12 protein-coding genes are annotated in these 15,778 nt (G+C 75.3%); 2 read left to right on the top strand and 10 right to left on the bottom strand.

Annotated features, from left to right (window positions below; genetic code table 11):
- Position 1 precedes the first annotated feature (1 nt).
- From alaS to CLT72_RS01635, 6 genes are all read right to left on the bottom strand, one after another.
- The gene (gene alaS, locus CLT72_RS01660; protein ID WP_101409216.1) at positions 2-2,680 is read right to left on the bottom strand and encodes an alanine--tRNA ligase; all 2,679 of its coding nucleotides are present in this window, start codon (positions 2,678-2,680) and stop codon (positions 2-4) included.
- The gene (locus CLT72_RS01655) at positions 2,677-2,982 is read right to left on the bottom strand and encodes a hypothetical protein (protein ID WP_101409215.1); all 306 of its coding nucleotides are present in this window, start codon (positions 2,980-2,982) and stop codon (positions 2,677-2,679) included. Before CLT72_RS01655 ends, alaS begins: the two co-directional genes overlap by 4 nt.
- Before the next feature lie 27 nt (positions 2,983-3,009).
- Positions 3,010-3,471, bottom strand: a complete 462-nt coding sequence (locus CLT72_RS01650) for a DUF948 domain-containing protein (RefSeq protein WP_089000990.1) — start codon at positions 3,469-3,471, stop codon at positions 3,010-3,012.
- A 150-nt stretch (positions 3,472-3,621) separates the two neighbouring features.
- Entirely contained in the window at positions 3,622-4,245 is a 624-nt protein-coding gene (locus CLT72_RS01645; RefSeq protein ID WP_101414872.1) for a hypothetical protein, read from the bottom strand.
- Between the two features lie 2,765 nt (positions 4,246-7,010).
- Entirely contained in the window at positions 7,011-8,525 is a 1,515-nt protein-coding gene (locus CLT72_RS01640; protein WP_101409214.1) for a replication-associated recombination protein A, read from the bottom strand.
- Positions 8,526-8,601: 76 nt separating this feature from the next.
- Positions 8,602-8,823, bottom strand: a complete 222-nt coding sequence (locus tag CLT72_RS01635) for a hypothetical protein (protein WP_089000992.1) — start codon at positions 8,821-8,823, stop codon at positions 8,602-8,604.
- A gap of 164 nt (positions 8,824-8,987) precedes the next feature.
- On the opposite strand from CLT72_RS01635, the gene CLT72_RS01630 reads away from it, so the two are divergent.
- The gene (locus CLT72_RS01630; protein ID WP_101409213.1) at positions 8,988-9,728 is read left to right on the top strand and encodes a GNAT family N-acetyltransferase; all 741 of its coding nucleotides are present in this window, start codon (positions 8,988-8,990) and stop codon (positions 9,726-9,728) included.
- 111 nt (positions 9,729-9,839) lie between these two features.
- On the opposite strand, the gene CLT72_RS01625 is transcribed toward CLT72_RS01630, so the two are convergent.
- From CLT72_RS01625 to CLT72_RS01610, 4 genes are all read right to left on the bottom strand, one after another.
- Complete coding sequence (locus tag CLT72_RS01625) at positions 9,840-11,219, bottom strand: MFS transporter (protein ID WP_101409212.1); 1,380 nt, start codon at positions 11,217-11,219, stop codon at positions 9,840-9,842.
- Positions 11,216-11,842, bottom strand: a complete 627-nt coding sequence (locus CLT72_RS01620) for an ArsR/SmtB family transcription factor (RefSeq protein ID WP_101409211.1) — start codon at positions 11,840-11,842, stop codon at positions 11,216-11,218. Before CLT72_RS01620 ends, CLT72_RS01625 begins: the two co-directional genes overlap by 4 nt.
- A 237-nt stretch (positions 11,843-12,079) precedes the next feature.
- Positions 12,080-13,885: an aspartate--tRNA ligase gene (aspS, locus tag CLT72_RS01615; protein WP_101409210.1), complete on the bottom strand. Its 1,806-nt coding sequence runs from the start codon at positions 13,883-13,885 to the stop codon at positions 12,080-12,082.
- A 121-nt stretch (positions 13,886-14,006) separates the two neighbouring features.
- Complete coding sequence (locus tag CLT72_RS01610) at positions 14,007-14,777, bottom strand: hypothetical protein (protein ID WP_144082154.1); 771 nt, start codon at positions 14,775-14,777, stop codon at positions 14,007-14,009.
- Between the two features lie 198 nt (positions 14,778-14,975).
- On the opposite strand from CLT72_RS01610, the gene CLT72_RS01605 reads away from it, so the two are divergent.
- Positions 14,976-15,647 carry a hypothetical protein gene (locus tag CLT72_RS01605; protein WP_101409208.1) on the top strand — a complete coding sequence of 224 codons (672 nt, stop codon included), beginning with the start codon at positions 14,976-14,978 and terminating at the stop codon, positions 15,645-15,647.
- Positions 15,648-15,778: the final 131 nt, after the last annotated feature.

The raw sequence follows: 15,778 nt of genomic DNA, 5'->3' as shown, positions 1-15,778 counted from the left end.
ATCACGCGTCGGCGATCGCCTTCTCGACCGTGCGGAGCAGGTTCGGCGCCTCGGCGGCCGGCAGGCCGCCGCCCTGGGCCAGGTCGGGGCTGCCGCCGCCGCGACCGGAGAAGGCCGCCTTGACCAGGTCGGACGCGGCCAGGCCCCGGCTGCGCGCCGCCGGGTTCACCGCGACGACCAGTGACGCCTTGCCTCCTGCCCGCGCCGCCACCGCGACGACCGCCGGCCGCGCCGGGTCGATCTTGCCGCGGACCTCCTGGGCCAGGGTCCGCACGTCGTTGCCGGCCGCGCCCTCCGGCGCCTCGGTGCCCACGTACGCGACCCCACCCACGTCCTTCGCCTGCGCCGCGAGCGCCGCCGCGCCGCCGAGCACCAGCTGGGCCCGCAGCTTCTCCAGCTCCTTCTCGGCGTCGCGCAGCTGCGTCACGGTCTGCTCGACCCGGTCGGCGACCTGGTCGTTGGGCACCCGGTACAGCTCGGCGAGGCGGGACACCAGCAGGTGCTCCCGGGCCAGGAAGTTGAACGCGTCCATGCCGACGAGGGCCTCGACCCGGCGCACCCCGGAGCCGATCGACGACTCGTTGAGGATCTTCACCAGGCCGAGCTGGCCGGAGCGGGCCACGTGGGTGCCGCCGCACAGCTCCCGGGCGTAGTCGCCGACCTCGACGACCCGCACCTCCTCGCCGTACTTCTCGCCGAAGAGCGCCATCGCGCCGATGCGCCGCGCCTCGTCCAGCGAGGTGATGAAGGCGTGCACCTCCAGGTCGGCGAGGAGCACCTCGTTGACCTGCTGCTCGACGTCGCGCAGCACGCTCGGCGCCACCCCCGTCGGGGTGTTGAAGTCGAAGCGCAGCCGCCCCGGGGCGTTCAGGGAGCCGGCCTGGGTGGCGGACTCGCCGAGGAAGTTGCGCATCGTCTGGTGCACCAGGTGCGTCGCGGTGTGCGACCGGGAGATGGCCCGCCGGCGGGTGGTGTCGATCTCGGCGTAGCCGGTCTCCCCCGCCCGCACCTCGCCCCGCAGCACCCGGGCGCGGTGCACGATCAGGCCGGGCACCGGCTGCTGCACGTCGAGCACCTCGACCTGGCCGCCGCCGACGGTGATCATGCCCAGGTCGGGCTGCTGCCCGCCGCCCTCGGCGTAGAACGGGGTGGCGTCGAGCACCAGCTCGATCGTGTCGCCCTCGACCGCCGCCTGGCGGGGGCCGTCGACGCCGAGCACGGCCCGCACCGTCGACTCCCGGGACACCTCGCTGTAGCCGGTGAACGTCACCGGGCCGCCCGAGTCGAGCACCGACCGGTACGCCGACAGGTCGGTGTGCCCGGTCTTGCGCGCCTGCGCGTCGGCCTTGGCGCGCGCCCGCTGGTCGGCCATCAGCCGGCGGAAACCCTCCGCGTCGACCGCCAGGCCCTGCTCGGCCGCGATCTCCAGCGTCAGGTCGATCGGGAAGCCGTACGTGTCGTGCAGCTGGAACGCCTTCTCACCCGACAGCGCCGGCTTGCCGGCGGTGCGGGTCTCGGCGATCGCCGTGTCCAGGATCGTGGTGCCGGCCCGCAGGGTGGACAGGAAGGCGTCCTCCTCCGCGTACGCGTAGTCGGCGATCCGGTCGAAGTCGGCGGCCAGCTCCGGGTACGACGGGGACATGCAGTCCCGGGCCACCGGCAGCAGCTCGGGCAGCGCCCGCTCCTGCCAGCCCAGCAGCCGCACCGACCGGATCGCCCGGCGCATGATGCGGCGCAGCACGTAGCCGCGCCCCTCGTTGCTCGGGGTGACGCCGTCGCCGATCAGCATCAGCGCCGTACGCACGTGGTCGGCGATCACCCGCAGCCGCACGTCGTCCGGGTGCGACTCGCTGGCGACCTGGCCGGACCGGGCGCCGTAGCGCTTGTTCGTCAGCTCGGCGGCCCGGTCGAGGATCGGCCGGACCTCGTCGATCTCGTAGAGGTTGTCGACGCCCTGGAGGATGGACGCCATCCGCTCCAGGCCCATGCCGGTGTCGATGTTCTTCGCCGGCAGGTCGCCGAGGATCGGGTAGTCCTCCTTGCCGGTGCCCGGGCCGCGCTCGAACTGCATGAAGACGAGGTTCCAGAACTCCATGTAGCGGTCCTCGTCGACCGCCGGGCCGCCCTCGCGGCCGTACTCCGGGCCACGGTCGTAGAACAGCTCGGAGCACGGGCCGCACGGGCCGGGGATGCCCATCGACCAGAAGTTGTCCGCCTTGCCCCGGCGCACGATCCGCTCCGTCGGCACGCCGACCGAGCGCCAGATCTCGAACGCCTCGTCGTCGTCGAGGTAGACCGTCGGCCAGATCCGCTCCGGGTCCAGGCCGAACCCGCCCTGCTCCTGGGACTTGGTGACCAGGTCCCAGGCGAGCGGGATCGCCCCGTCCTTGAAGTAGTCACCGAAGGAGAAGTTGCCGTTCATCTGGAAGAACGTGCCGTGCCGGCTGGTCTTGCCGACCTCGTCGATGTCGGGCGTACGGATGCACTTCTGCACGCTGACCGCCCGCCGGTACGGCGGGGTCTGCTGCCCCAGGAAGTAGGGCACGAACTGCACCATGCCGGCGTTGACGAACAGCAGGTTCGGGTCGCTGATGGCGGGCAGCGGAGCGGACGGCACCACGGTGTGGCCGTTCGCCTCGAAGTGGGCGAGGTACCGCCGCTTGATCTCCGCCGTCTTCATCGCTGGTGTTCCTCCGGAAAGATCTCTCGGTCGCCGATGCGCGGGTCCTCCCGCAGCTCGGCGAACTGGTCGTCGAACGCCTCGCCATGGGCGAACGCCTCGTGGATCTCCTGCTCGCGTTCGGCCATCGCGATCCGGACGTCCTCCACGAAGCTACGCAGCGACTCCGCCAGCCCGCCAGCGGATTCGGTCACCGTGCTGGCGATGCCGGCCGGGGTGTACGCCTGTGCGGTGCGGGTGGCCTTGCGGACCACCACCACGCCGACGGCCAGCCCGATGCCGAGCCAGAACAACCGCCTCATCTCCGAGCTCCTCCTGGTCGTGCCGGATCAGCGGTTGCCGCGCTTGGCGGCCCGCCGCTGCTGCTTGATGGTGTCGCGCACCTCACGCTCGGTCTCGGCGTGCCGCCGCGCGGAGGCGGCCTTGCGGACGCCGTAGCCGAAGGCGGCCACCTTGACCAACGGGTTGGCGGCGGCGGCGGAGACGACGGTCGCCAGGTTCGCGACGTTGGCGGTGACGTTCTGCGCGTGGCTGGTCATGGTGTCGACCTTGGCGAGCTGGAGGTTGACCCCGTCCAGGGAGGTCTGCACCTGCTCCAGGGCGGTGTTGACGTTCTTCACCGTGGTGTTCACGTCGCCGAGCAGCGGCGCGGTCCGGTCGTTGAGGTCGTTGATCATCCGGGTGGTGGCGTCCACGGTGTGCCGCAGCCGCAGGATGGGCAGCGTCAGGATCAACACCAGCATCGCGAACGCGATCGCCGCGATCAGCGCCGCGACCTCGAAAAAGCCCACGCCTGTCCTCCTCAAGCAGAGTTCCGGGAACCCGACGTCCCCGCAACGCGCGACCGTCCTACCCACACCGCCGCTCGGCGACCCGGAGGGGTCGGACGGGGGCTGGCGGTCCGCCAGCCCCAGACCCTACCGTCCGTGATGGAAACCGGCTCAGGACGGTGAGGGTGTCGGTGTCGCGAGCGGATCCTCGGTGAGCGTCGGGAAGGGGTCCTCCCCGGTGAGTGACGGGTCGGTGGTGGGCTGGGGCCGGGTCCGCTCGTCGTCGATCGCGTTACGGACCTTCACCGACACCAACGAGCCGGAGCACTCCTGCGCAGCGGTCGCCGGGTCGGGCGACGGCACGACGGCCGGCTCCCCGTCCACCGGCGGTGGCACGCAGGCGGGCTCGCGTACCCACAGGTCGAGGGTCAACTCGTCCCGGCGCCAGCACGTGTAGCTGCCCTTGGCCGGCTGCTCCGGGCAGCGGCTCACCTTCCACGGCCGCCAGCCGTCGTCGGTCAGCGCCCGCTCGTAGACCTGGGCCGTCTCCGCGGGCGGCCGCTCGGACGTGGCCGTACGTTCGCGCAGTCGGCAGTCGAGCAGGCACCACCGGCTGCCACTGACGTCGTCGACGGGCTGGACCGCCGCCCAGCCCGGCACGTCCAGCTCGTCGAGGGTGTCGAAGACCGGATCGCGGCTGAGCGTACGGATGCCGAAGTAGAGCGGGACCGCGCCGAGCAGCACGATGCTGACCAGGGCGAGGATGCCCATCCGCAGCCGACGCCGCTCGCGCATCTGGCGGCGCAGTTCGGATCGGGCGCCGCGCAGCCCGCCGGGGCCGGTCGCGTCGTCGTCCGGCGACTCCGGCTCCGCGGGCCGGCGCAGCGCCGGTCCGTCGGTCGGCTCGGCAGGCGGTACGACCGCCGCGGCGGCCCGCGCCACCACGGGTTCGCCCGCCGACGGCGGTACGGGCGCGACACCCGACGGCTCCGGCCGCCCGGGCTCGCGATGCGGCGGAAGGGCCCGCCCGGCGGTGCGGTCCTCGGGCCCGGGGCGGGGCGCCGGGGCGGCCGCCCGGGCCACCCCGGGCGGACCGACGGGGCGGGGGCCCGCGCCGGACGTCGGCTCGGGTCGGTCCCGCCCGGCGCCGGGGGGTCGGACGACGCCGGAGGCCGCACCGGGGCCGGCCGGAGCCGGCGCGTTGGCGGCGGGGCGGACCGGGCCGTTCTGGTCGGTCCGGCTCGGTCCGGGCGCGTTCCTTCCCGGACCGGGGGGTCCCGACGGGGCCTCGGGGCCGCGCGGGTCGGCCGGGCCGGGGCGGCGCGGACCGGGCGGCGCGCCCGGGCCGGCGTCGGGCGGCGGCGGCACGGCGGCGGTGCCGGGCCGCGGCGCGACGGCCCGCGCGGCACCGGACGGACCGGCGTCGGGACGCGCGGCACCCCGGGCAGGGCCCGCCGCGTCCGGGCGCGCGGCACCCGCCGGGGCCGCGTCGGGACGCGCGGCACCCCGGGCGGGGCCCGCCGGACCGGCGTCCGGGCGCGCGGCACCCCGGGCGGGGCCCGTCGGGGCTGCGTCGGGACGCGTGGGGTCGACCGGGGCCGCGCCGGGGCGGGCCCGACCGGCCGGGGTCGGGGCGCCGGCCGGCAGCGGTGGGCCGGCCGGCGCGGGGCGCGCGGCACCCCGGGCGGGCGGGCCGGGATGAGGCTCGGCGCCGGGTCGGCCCCGGCCTACCGGGGGCCCGGCCTCGCCGGCGTCGTCGGGTCGCGGCGGCTGCGCGCCGGGCCGTGCCCGGCCCGCGGGGACCGCGCCGGTCTCGACGCCGCGCTGCGCCGGGCCGGGCGGCACCGCCGCCGGAGCACCCGGAACGGGCGGTGCCGGCCGCTTGACCGTCGGCAGGGCCGGATCGGTGTGGTGGGCACGGCCCGCCTGCCGCAGCCAGTCGGCCGGGCGCTCCGGTCGACCGGCGCGGGACTCACCGGCCTGACGCCGGCGCCCCGACTCCCCGTCGACGGGGCGCGGCGCGTGCGCGGACTCCTCCGCCACGCCCGGTTCCGCCGGGCGGGACGCCCCGTCGGGCGTACGGTGCGCGGGCGGCGGACCGCCCACCGTGGCGCGTCCGGCCCGGCCGGAGGTCTCGTCGTCGCCGGCCGCCCGCCGGCCCCGGCCCGCGATCTCGCCGTCGGGCGCGGCGCGGCGGCCCGCGATCTCGCCGTCGGGCGCGGCACGGCGGCCTCGGGCGGCGGGGCCGGCGGGCGGGATGGCCCCGGCGCCGGGCGGCGCGACGGGCACACCGGGCGCGGGTGGTGCGATGCCGGGAGGCGGCAGCGGCGGGGCGTTGCCCGAAGCCGGTACGGGCGGCGCGTTGCCCGAGAGCGGCACCGGCGGCGCGTTGCCGGAGCGGGGCACCGCAGGGGCCGCTTCCTCGGTGGCGCGGCGTCGACCGGTCGGCGGCGCGGGGCGTCGGTCCCGGTCGGCCCCCGCACCGCCCGGCGCCGCGCCGGGCACCGGCGGGGCGGCCATCGGCAGGGATCCGGTGCCGTCGGCCGGCGCGGGTGCGCCGCTGTCGGCCGGACCTCGCCGCATCCGGCCGGAGCGGGGGTCACGGCCCTCGGCCGGCGCCCCGCGCAGCTCGCCGGTCGGCAGACCGGCCGGCGGTTGGGCAGCGCCGGGAGGCGGGACGCCGACCCGGGCGGCGCCCACGGCACCGCCCGGCCGCGCGGCGGCCGGCGGCGTGCCGTCCGGCACCCCCGCCCGCCCGTCGGGACGTCGGCCCGGGGGCGCCCCGGCGGGGTGCGGCGCGTCGGGCGTCTCCGGGTACGGGGGCACCGCCGCACCGGGGCGGGGTCCGCCCGGCACACCGGCGTGGGGGTGCGGGGGCCTGCCGGGCTGCGGTCCGACGGCCGGTCCGGGCTGCGGCCGGGTCCGGGGGTCGGCCTGTGGGTACGCCGGGAAGCCACGCGGATCCGGCGTGACTCCCTGCGGGCCGGCCGGGGCGACCGGCTGCGGGCCCGTCGGGGCGCCGGCCGGCGGGGGCGACGAGGCTGCGACCTGCGGCCCCGTCGGGGCGCCGGGGGTGGGGCGCGGCCGCCGGTCCGGGCCGTCCGGACCGGGGTGGGGGCGGCCGGCGGCCGGGGGTCGGGGGCCGGGCTGGTGCGTCGGAACCGGCCCGGAGGCTGCGGGGCCGGCCGGCCGGGGCGGTTCCGGCGCGCCCGGCCAGGGCCCGTCCACCGGGCGGGGGCGCGGCGGCTCGGCCTCGCCGCGGCGTACCGGGGGCGTGGCGGTCGGGCCGGGGCCGCGATGAGGCGCGGGCCCGGCCGGGCCCGCAGTCGTCGGCTCACCCGGGCGGGGGCCGGGGGGCGAGGCGGGCTCCACCCCGTCGGGGCCCAGCTCGGTGCGCTGCTGCTTGGCCGAGCGCAGGTCGTCGATCCAGCCGAACTCCTCGCCGCTGATCGGCTCCTCGGGCTCGGCCTCGGCCTTGCCCCGCCCCCAGCGGCGCCCCTTGGCGCGGGAGTCGCGCCGCTCGTCCGGGCCGTCCTCCGGTCGCTCCGAACCACGCGATCTCACTGGTGACCCTCCCCGGCGGCGTCGCTGCCGCCCTCTCGCGTCGCGTCGGCGCCGCCCGTTTCCGTCTGTCGGCGGCCGTTGCCGGCCGATCCGCCGCCGACCGCCACCGGTGTCTCCGGGGGCGCGGCCGGCGCGGGCAGCCCCCGGACGATACGGCGCAGCAGCGGCAGCCGGGTGGCGACCGCACGCTCCGCGCCGTGCTGGCTGGGCCGGTAGTAGTCGGTGCCGGCGAGGTCGTCGGGAGCGTACTGCTGGGTGACCACGCCGCGCTGGTCGTCGTGGGGGTAGCGGTAGCCGGTCCCGTGCCCCAGCCCCTTGGCGCCCGAGTAGTGCGCGTCGCGCAGCCCGCGCGGCACCGGCCCGCCCCGGCCGGCGCGTACGTCGGCGATGGCCGCGCCGATGGCGGTGGTCGCCGAGTTGGACTTCGGAGCGGTCGCCAGGTGGATCACGGCCTGGGCGAGGTTGAGCTGCACCTCGGGGAGCCCGACGTACTCCACCGCGTGGGCGGCGGCGGTGGCCACGCTCAGCGCCGTCGGGTCGGCCATGCCGACGTCCTCGCTGGCGAAGATGACCAGGCGACGGGCGATGAAGCGGGCGTCCTCGCCGGCGACCAGCATGCGGGCCAGCCAGTGCAGCGCGGCGTCCACGTCGGAGCCGCGCATGCTCTTGATGAAGGCGCTGGTGACGTCGTAGTGGGCGTCGCCGGCCCGGTCGTAGCGCACGGCCGCCACGTCGACCGCCTGCTCGGCGGTGGCGAGGTCGATCCGCCCGGTGCCCAGGGCCGTGGCGGAGGCCGCCGCCGCCTCCAGCGCCGTCAGCGCCTTGCGCACGTCGCCGGCCGCGAGGCGTACGAGATGGTCCTCGGCCTCGGTCTCCAGGGTGAGCGCGCCGCCGAGCCCGCGCTCGTCGGCGACCGCGCGGCGCAGCAGGTCGCGCACCGCCGCGTCGTCCAGCGGCTGGAGGGTGAGCAGCACGCACCGCGACAGCAGGGGCGAGATGACTGAGAAGTACGGGTTCTCGGTGGTCGCCGCGAGCAGCGTGACCGTGCGGTCCTCGACGGCGGCGAGCAGCGAATCCTGCTGGGTCTTGCTGAACCGGTGCACCTCGTCGATGAAGAGCACCGTCTGCGGGCCGCCGGAGCGGCGCTGACGGCGGGCGGTGTCGATCACCGCGCGCACGTCCTTGACCCCGGCGGTCAGGGCCGACATCGCCACGAACCGGCGGTCCGTGGAACGGGCCACGAGGTGCGCGATGGTCGTCTTGCCGCTGCCGGGCGGGCCCCAGAGGATGACCGACATCGGCGCGGTGGCCGAGACCAGTTGGCGCAGCGGGGCGCCGGGCGCGAGCAGGTGCTCCTGCCCGACCAGCTCGTCGATGCTGCGCGGGCGCATCCGGACGGGCAGCGGCGAATCCTCCCCCACCGCCGTGAACCCGTCCACGCCGACGGAACCCGCGGGCGCGGGGGGCGCCGCGGCGGGCTCACCGAGGGAGAAGAGGGCGTCGGACTCCATCACGGGAACAGTACCGGGCCCGGCCGACAGCGCCGGAAGCGCGCCGTCGGGCCGGGCCCGCGATGATCGGTTGCGGTCAGCCGCGGCCGGGGCGACGGCCCCGGTACCACCGGCCGCCGCCCCCGCCGCCTCCGCCGCGCGGGCCCCGGCCGACCCCGGCCAGGTACAGGGAGAGCAGCAGCAGGCCGATGAGCACGAGGGTGTTCCAGTTGAACAGGTCCGGGGCACCGAAGTTGGTGTCCAGCAGGTCGATGAGCAGGGCGAAGCCGAAAACGACCGCCGCGAGAATGGCGAGCATGACGTTCCTCCGGTGGGGGTTCCCAGTGGGTCGGCGCGGGATGTACCCAATCGGTCCGCTCGTCAATCTCCAGCGTGGAGCGACCCGCCCTCCGCACGACCCTGCCGACAGCCGGAGACCGGGGTACGCCCGCCGGCGGCCCCGGCGCCTCCTAGGCTGGCGGCATGATCATCGCCGACCAGGCCCTGGAGGGGCGCGACGCCATCCTGACGGCCGCCGGCCACCACCCGTACGCCCGGCACGCGCTCACCCGCGGCGAGGTGCCGCGCGGCTGGCGGCGCGGCGAGGCGGTGGGCTGGCTGCTGCCGGCGGAGCACGGCCCGCGCGGCGGCGCGCTCGGCGCCCCCGGGCCGGCGGTCGAACTCTTCGCCGGTCTGCTCGCGCGCGACGCCCTGCGGCCGGGCCAGTGGCTGCACCTGCCGCAGCTCGACCCGGCGGCGCTGTCCGGTCGGCTGGCCGTGGCCCGGCACGACGAGTGGGACTTCCTCTGGACCACCCGGGCGTCGCCGCCCCAGCCCGACGAGGAGCGGGTGGTCCGGCTCACCGAGGCCGACCATCCGGCGCTGGCCGCCCTGATCGACGAGGCGTTCCCCACCACCACCTCGCGCCCGGGCGACCCGAGGATCGTCGACTGGTACGGCATCCGCGACGGCGACCGGATCGTCGCCTGCGGCGCCGACCGCAGCCGGGGCGACATCGGCTTCCTCGCGGGCCTGGCCGTCGCCCCCGACCGGCGGGGCCGGGGTCTGGGCGCGGCGCTGACCGCCGCGATGACCCGGGCCCTGCTCGCCCGCCACGACACCGTGGCGCTCGGCGTCTACAGCGTCAACGTCGGGGCGATCCGGCTCTACCGGCGGCTCGGCTTCGCCGCGAGCCTGGCCCGCAGCTCGGTGCAGCTGGCCTGAGGGCCCGGCGCGGGCCGGATCGGTGCGGGGAGCGTCTCTCGTGCGTCGTTGCGGCCCTGTGTGCTCCCGGCCCGCGACCCCAGGGGCACCCGCCGGCTGCCCCGACGAAGATCAGGCCGACGCTCCCCGACCGCCGTCGGCGTTGCCGTTCGTCAGGGCCATGTCAGCGGCGCGATCCACGGGCTGCACCGCATCGGCGGCGTCGTGCGGCGGCCTGGTCGAGATCGACGCGGTCGAGTCGCCCTGGCCGGATCTCGTCCGCCGCTCGGCTCGCCAGGCGGGCAGGTAGAGCGGGGCGGCGACGGCCAGCACCACGGCGCCCACGAACAGTCCGAGGCTCACACTGGTGCGTTCGGCCAGGGCGGTCAGGACGACGGCGCCGAGCGCTCCGGCCCCTCCGGCCATCATCGAGTTCAGCGAGATGACACTGGTCCGGTAGGGACCGTCGACCTGGCGGTGCAGCAGCCCCATGTGTAGTGGGTTCGACGCGCCGTGCACGGCGTAGCAGGCCAGATAGGCGATCAGCACCCCGACCGGGCCGGCGAAGAGGCCCATTCCGACGACCGTGACGCCCTGCAGGACACGCAGCAGCGCGGCGCTCGGTGCGGCGCCCAGCCGGCGCAGCATCAGCGGCGTCAGCGCGGCGCCGGCCGCGTTCGCCAGCCAGGCCACCGAGGTGGCCGGGCCGAGCAGCGCCGCCGCCCGGTCGGCGTCGCCGACGACCTCCGCGAGCCGAACCGGAAGCAGCCCCTCGAAGGCGACCATGCCGAAACCCCAGAACAGCTCCACGGCCACCAGGGCCAGCAGCACCCGCGAGCGGCGCAGCAGCCCGAACGCCTGCCCCACCATCCGGGGCGCCTCGGTGATGGAGGAGCGCAACGCGCTGGCGCTCCTGGCTGGGTGGGTCTCCACCAGCAGGATCAGCAGCGCGGCCAACGCCGCCGCCTGAAGGGCGATGGCGGCGAGCACCGGCAGGGTCAGCGCGCTCACCGGCCCGATCGGGCCGAGCGCGACCAGGCCGCCGCTGAGCAGCGCACCGGCGCCGATGGCGACACCGATCACGGTGCCGGCGTGGCCGAGGCCACGCTCGTACTCGGCTTCCGGGTCGGCGGCGAGGCTGGCGTCGACGTACCAGGACTCCAGCGGGCCGCTGTCCAGCGCCCGGTAGACGCCCTGGAGCGCCCAGGACAGGAAGAAGAGCCAGAACGAGTCGGCCACCACGAAGACAGCGAGCGAGATCACGCAGGTCACCCAGGCGGCGACGAGCACGGGTTTGCGGCCGAGCGCGTCGGCGAACCCGCCGGTGGGCAGTTCCAGCGCGAGGACGATCAGACCCTGTGCGGTGACGACCAGACCGATCTGGGAGAGCGAGAGGCCGCGCTCCTGCATCAGCAGGATCATCACGGGGATGAGCAGGCCGGCGGGCAGCCAGCGCAGACCGTAGAGCACCAGGTAGCGGCGCCGGATCTGGCGTACGGACAACGTGCTCACCGGTCCTCCCCGCCTGACGGGTCCGCGAGCCGCATGTCCGCCAGCAGCGGGAAGGCGGCGAGGTATATCTGCACCTGCTCCGCACCCGGCTCGGCCGGGTCAGCATCGCCGTGGAACCGCTCCAGGACCCGCCACAGCTCGGCTGTCAGCGCCGCGAGCCGGTCCGGCGGGACGGTCATGAAGATGTCGCCCATGCCGAGGGCGTCACGCCAGGCCGGCGAGTACTTGTGGCGGACGGCGAACCAGTGCTCGGCGTGCTGGAGGAACCACCGGACCTGGTCGCCTTCGATCCACTCGATGGCCGCCCGGGCGTCCGGGTCGTCGTCGAAGTCGCTGGGCTCCCAGTTGGTGACGTCGTGCGCGGCACGCCAGAACCGCTGCCGCCCGGTGCCGAGGTCCGGATCCTCCACGACGAGGCCGACCTCGGCGAGCTGACGCAGGTGGTAGCTGGTGGCCCCGGTGTTGGTGCCGAGCAACTCGGCGAGGCGGGTGGCGGTCGACGCACCCTTGATCCGTAGTGCGCCGAGAAGCCGCATCCGCAGCGGGTGTGCCAGCACCCGCACCTGCCGGTGGTCGATCCGGACCTCGCGAGCCGGCTCACGGGCCGCCGAAGGCTTCTCCATCTCCGCACAATAACTGTGCACACTTCCTATGCACAAGAATTATGCATAGGAGGCGCAGCTGAGCGGGAACGTGTGCGCGGAGCACGAACGGTTTCGGACGGGTCAGCGGGCTCCGCTCCTCACTCCCACGGACGATCAAGAGGTTTGCGTCATGTCGTCGCGCAGATCATGACGCAAACCTCTTGATCGATACACGAGCGCGAGCCGGGGGCCGGGCCCGGGACGGGAAGGCGTCGGTCAGGTGGGGTCGGCGACCGGGGCGGCCGGGCCGGCCGTGCCGGTGTGCGGCGCCGCCGCCGGCTTCGGCTTGGCGTCGATGCCGGCCTCGGCACGCTGCTGGGCAGTGATCGGCGTCGGCGCGCCGGTCAGCGGGTCGAAGCCGCCCCGGGTCTTCGGGAAGGCGATGACCTCGCGGATCGAGTCCGCGCCGGCGAGCAGCATGCAGACCCGGTCCCAGCCGAACGCGATGCCGCCGTGCGGCGGGGCGCCGTACTTGAACGCCTCCAGCAGGAAGCCGAACTTGTCCTGCGCCTCCTCGGGGGTGATGCCGAGCAGGTCGAAGACCCGCTTCTGCACGTCGCCCCGGTGGATACGGATCGAGCCGCCGCCGATCTCGTTGCCGTTGCAGACGATGTCGTACGCGTACGCCAGCGCGCGGTCCGGCGCCTCCTCGAACCGGTCGACCCACTCGGCGTTCGGCGAGGTGAACGGGTGGTGCACGGCCGTCCAGCCACCCTCGTCCGTACGCTCGAACATCGGCGCGTCGACCACCCAGCAGAACGCCCAGGCGCTCTCGTCGACCAGCCCGGCCCGCTTGGCGATCTCGATGCGGGCCGCGCCGAGCAGCTCCTGCGCCTCGCGGGTGTTGGCGCTGGCGGCGAAGAAGACCGCGTCGCCCGGCTTGGCGCCGACCGCGTCGGCGAGCCCGCCCAGGTGCTCGGCGGAGAGGTTCTTCGCCACCGGCCCGCGCGCCTCACCGGTCTCGGCGTCGAGCACCACGTACGCGAGCCCGCGCGCGCCGCGCGCCTTCGCCCAGTCCTGCCAGCCGTCGAGCTCCTTGCGGCTCTGCGCCGCGCCACCCGGCATGACGACGGCGCCGACGTAGCCGCCCGCGTCGATCGCGCCGGCGAAGACCCGGAACGCGGTGCCGCGAAGGTAGTCGGTCAGCTCGGTCAACTCGACGCCGTAGCGCAGGTCGGGCTTGTCGGAGCCGTAGCGGGCCATCGCGTCGTGCCAGGTGATGCGCGGGATCGGCCGGGAGATCTCGTGGCCAGCCAGGTCCTTCCAGAGCGCCGAGACGATCGCCTCACCGAGGTCGATGACGTCGTCCTCGGTGACGAAGGACATCTCGATGTCGAGCTGCGTGAACTCCGGCTGCCGGTCGGCGCGGAAGTCCTCGTCGCGGTAGCAGCGGGCGATCTGGTAGTACCGCTCCATGCCGCCGACCATCAGCAGCTGCTTGAACAGCTGCGGCGACTGCGGCAGCGCGTACCAGCTGCCAGGCTGAAGGCGCACCGGCACCAGGAAGTCACGCGCGCCCTCCGGCGTGGACCGCGTCAGCGTCGGGGTCTCGATCTCCAGGAAGTCCCGCTCGTGCAGCACCGTCCGGGCGAGCTGGTTGGCCCGCGAGCGCAGCCGCATCGCCTTCGCCGGGCCGCTGCGGCGCAGGTCGAGGTAGCGGTAGCGCAGCCGGATGTCGTCGCCGGCCTCGACCTGGTCGTCCACCGGAAGGGGCAGCGGCGCGGCCTCGGAGAGCACCTCCAGCTCGGCGGCGGTCACCTCGATCTCGCCGGTCGGCAGCTCCGGATTCTCGTTGCCCTCGGGGCGGCGGGTCACCTCGCCGGTCACCCGGACGCAGAACTCGTTGCGCAGCGCGTGCGCGTCCTCCTCGCGGAACACCACCTGGACCACGCCGGACCCGTCGCGCAGGTCGACGAAGATCACGCCGCCGTGGTCGCGCCGGCGGGCCACCCACCCGGCGAGCGTCACCGTGGTGCCGGCGTCCGTCGCGCGCAGGCTGCCGGCGTCATGGGTACGGATCACGACAAGCGTCTCCTCATCTGCGGTACACCGTTACCCCTGGCATTCTGTCAGCCCTCCCCCGCACCTCGTTGCGGGGTGAGGGGAGGCCGGCTCCGGCGACGACGCGGATGCGTGCGCGCCGCTACAGCGGAATGTCCCAGGCACGCGCGGTCAGCACCACGGTGCCGTCGTCGTTGACGTCGGTCACCTGCACCAAAGCCATCTTCCAGGTGTCGCCGCGCTCCCGCGCGTCGGTCAGGTTGGTCCGGATGCAGAGCACCACACTCTTGCGGGCAGGGACGTTGATGTCCGTACCGATGCCGCCCTTGTCGATCCGGTCGTCGCAGTCCGCGGCGCTGAGCGTCGCGGCGTCGACCTGGGCGCCCTTCGTCCCAGGGGCGAGGTTGAAGTACGACGAGTTGCCGCCGCACCGGGCGGTGAACCGCAACTCCTCGCCGTCGCTGACCCGCACCTCGGGCTTGTCCAGGTCGATGTCCAAGTTGGTGTTGCAGCTGGCCCGCAGGGTGAGGCGCTCGTCGACGTACTTCTCCTTGAAGGGAGTCTGTGGGTCGATCGACGGCTCGGCGCTCCCGCTGGCGCCCGGCTCCGGCGGCGGCAACTCCGCCCCGGTCGTCGCCGGCGCCGGCGGGGTCGACGTCTGTGCCGGCTCGCCGGTGCCCGGCGGCTCGTCCACCCGGCCCGCCCCGGCCGCCTGGGCGATGTCGCGGGCGTCGTTGGCCTGGTCGAGCGCCCGCAGCGACAGCACCGTGGCGAGCAGGGCGAGGACGACGGCCAGCGCGGCGGCGCCAACCGCCACCAGGGGCCACCGGCTGCCGCCACGCGGCTTCGACGGTGGCGGGCCGCCCGGTCCGGGAGGCGGCGGCAGCGCAGCGCCCTGCTGGTCCGAGCTCATCTCGTGCTCCTCACGTCGGTGGCCGTCCGGCCGCCGCCGCCCGGGCAACGTGTGACGGGCGGCCCGCCGGGCACGGGGCGCATTTATCCCAGAAAGCCGGCAAGATCGCTGTCGGCAACCCGTCACCGGTCGGGAACGCCTCGTCACCGCCGGGCCGGGATAATGAACCGCCCCTCGATCTTGCGCAGGTGACTTTCTATGACCGAGCCGTCGACCGGCACGGACTCCTCCCGCCGCCGGCGCGGTCTGACGCCCGGCGAGAAGACCGGTGCGGCGATCGGTCTGGCCAGCCTGCTCGTCGCCGTACTCGCCTGGCAGTGGCCCCGGCAGGGCCAGGACCCCCGGCCCACCCCGCCGCCGAGTCCGTCACGGGTGTCCTCCAGTGCAACCGCGCCGGTCACCACCCCGGCCAGCACCGGCAACGTCGAGCCGGGTCGGACGTACCTCGACGCGCTGACGCCCGAGACCGGCGCTGGCTACCTGCGACCGTTACCGCGCACGCTCGCCGACCGGACCGATCTGCCGCACCCGGTCGTGCTCTCCTGCCCGACCAACGACGGCGAGGACCGCAGCCGCTCGGTCAGCTACCCGCTGAAGCGGCGCTACCTAGACTTCTCGGCCACTTTCCAGGCCTGGTATCCGCCGGGGCAGGACCCGGAGTCCGCCGTGAGGATCAGCGCCGTGGTGACCGTCCGACAGCCTGACGACACCCTGACCCGGCAGCCCAGGCCGGGCCGTACGACCACCATGTCCCGCCCGGCGGAGTCGCTCTCCTTCTCTGTGGAGGGGGCCGACCTGCTGACCCTGACCGTGGAGTGCGACCTCGGCGAGGGCCTAGCCGTGCTCAGCGACGCGGGGCTCACCCGCTGAGCGATCTCCCCGACGGGTCGACACCCGGGCCCCGGTCGGCGCCGGTGAGCCGGCCGCCGTGCTGGCGCGGGTGCTCCTTTCAGGAGGGCATCTGGTAGACCTCGACGTAGCCGTCCGTTCGGCGAATCGAT

The sequence above is a fragment of the Micromonospora sp. CNZ309 genome, assembly GCF_002846525.1.
Note: the sequence above shows the minus strand (reverse complement) of the source record. Positions and strands in the feature narration are given on the sequence as shown.

Bases quoted from the DNA above. Each gene is read 5' to 3' on its own strand.
- alaS (WP_101409216.1), bottom strand. From the start codon at position 2,680: ATGAAGACGGCGGAGATCAAGCGGCGGTACCTCGCCCACTTCGAGGCG.
- CLT72_RS01655 (WP_101409215.1), bottom strand. From the start codon at position 2,982: ATGAGGCGGTTGTTCTGGCTCGGCATCGGGCTGGCCGTCGGCGTGGTG.
- CLT72_RS01645 (WP_101414872.1), bottom strand. From the start codon at position 4,245: ATGCGCGAGCGGCGTCGGCTGCGGATGGGCATCCTCGCCCTGGTCAGC.
- CLT72_RS01640 (WP_101409214.1), bottom strand. From the start codon at position 8,525: ATGGAGTCCGACGCCCTCTTCTCCCTCGGTGAGCCCGCCGCGGCGCCC.
- CLT72_RS01635 (WP_089000992.1), bottom strand. From the start codon at position 8,823: ATGCTCGCCATTCTCGCGGCGGTCGTTTTCGGCTTCGCCCTGCTCATC.
- CLT72_RS01630 (WP_101409213.1), top strand. From the start codon at position 8,988: ATGATCATCGCCGACCAGGCCCTGGAGGGGCGCGACGCCATCCTGACG.
- CLT72_RS01620 (WP_101409211.1), bottom strand. From the start codon at position 11,842: ATGGAGAAGCCTTCGGCGGCCCGTGAGCCGGCTCGCGAGGTCCGGATC.
- CLT72_RS01610 (WP_144082154.1), bottom strand. From the start codon at position 14,777: ATGAGCTCGGACCAGCAGGGCGCTGCGCTGCCGCCGCCTCCCGGACCG.
- CLT72_RS01605 (WP_101409208.1), top strand. From the start codon at position 14,976: ATGACCGAGCCGTCGACCGGCACGGACTCCTCCCGCCGCCGGCGCGGT.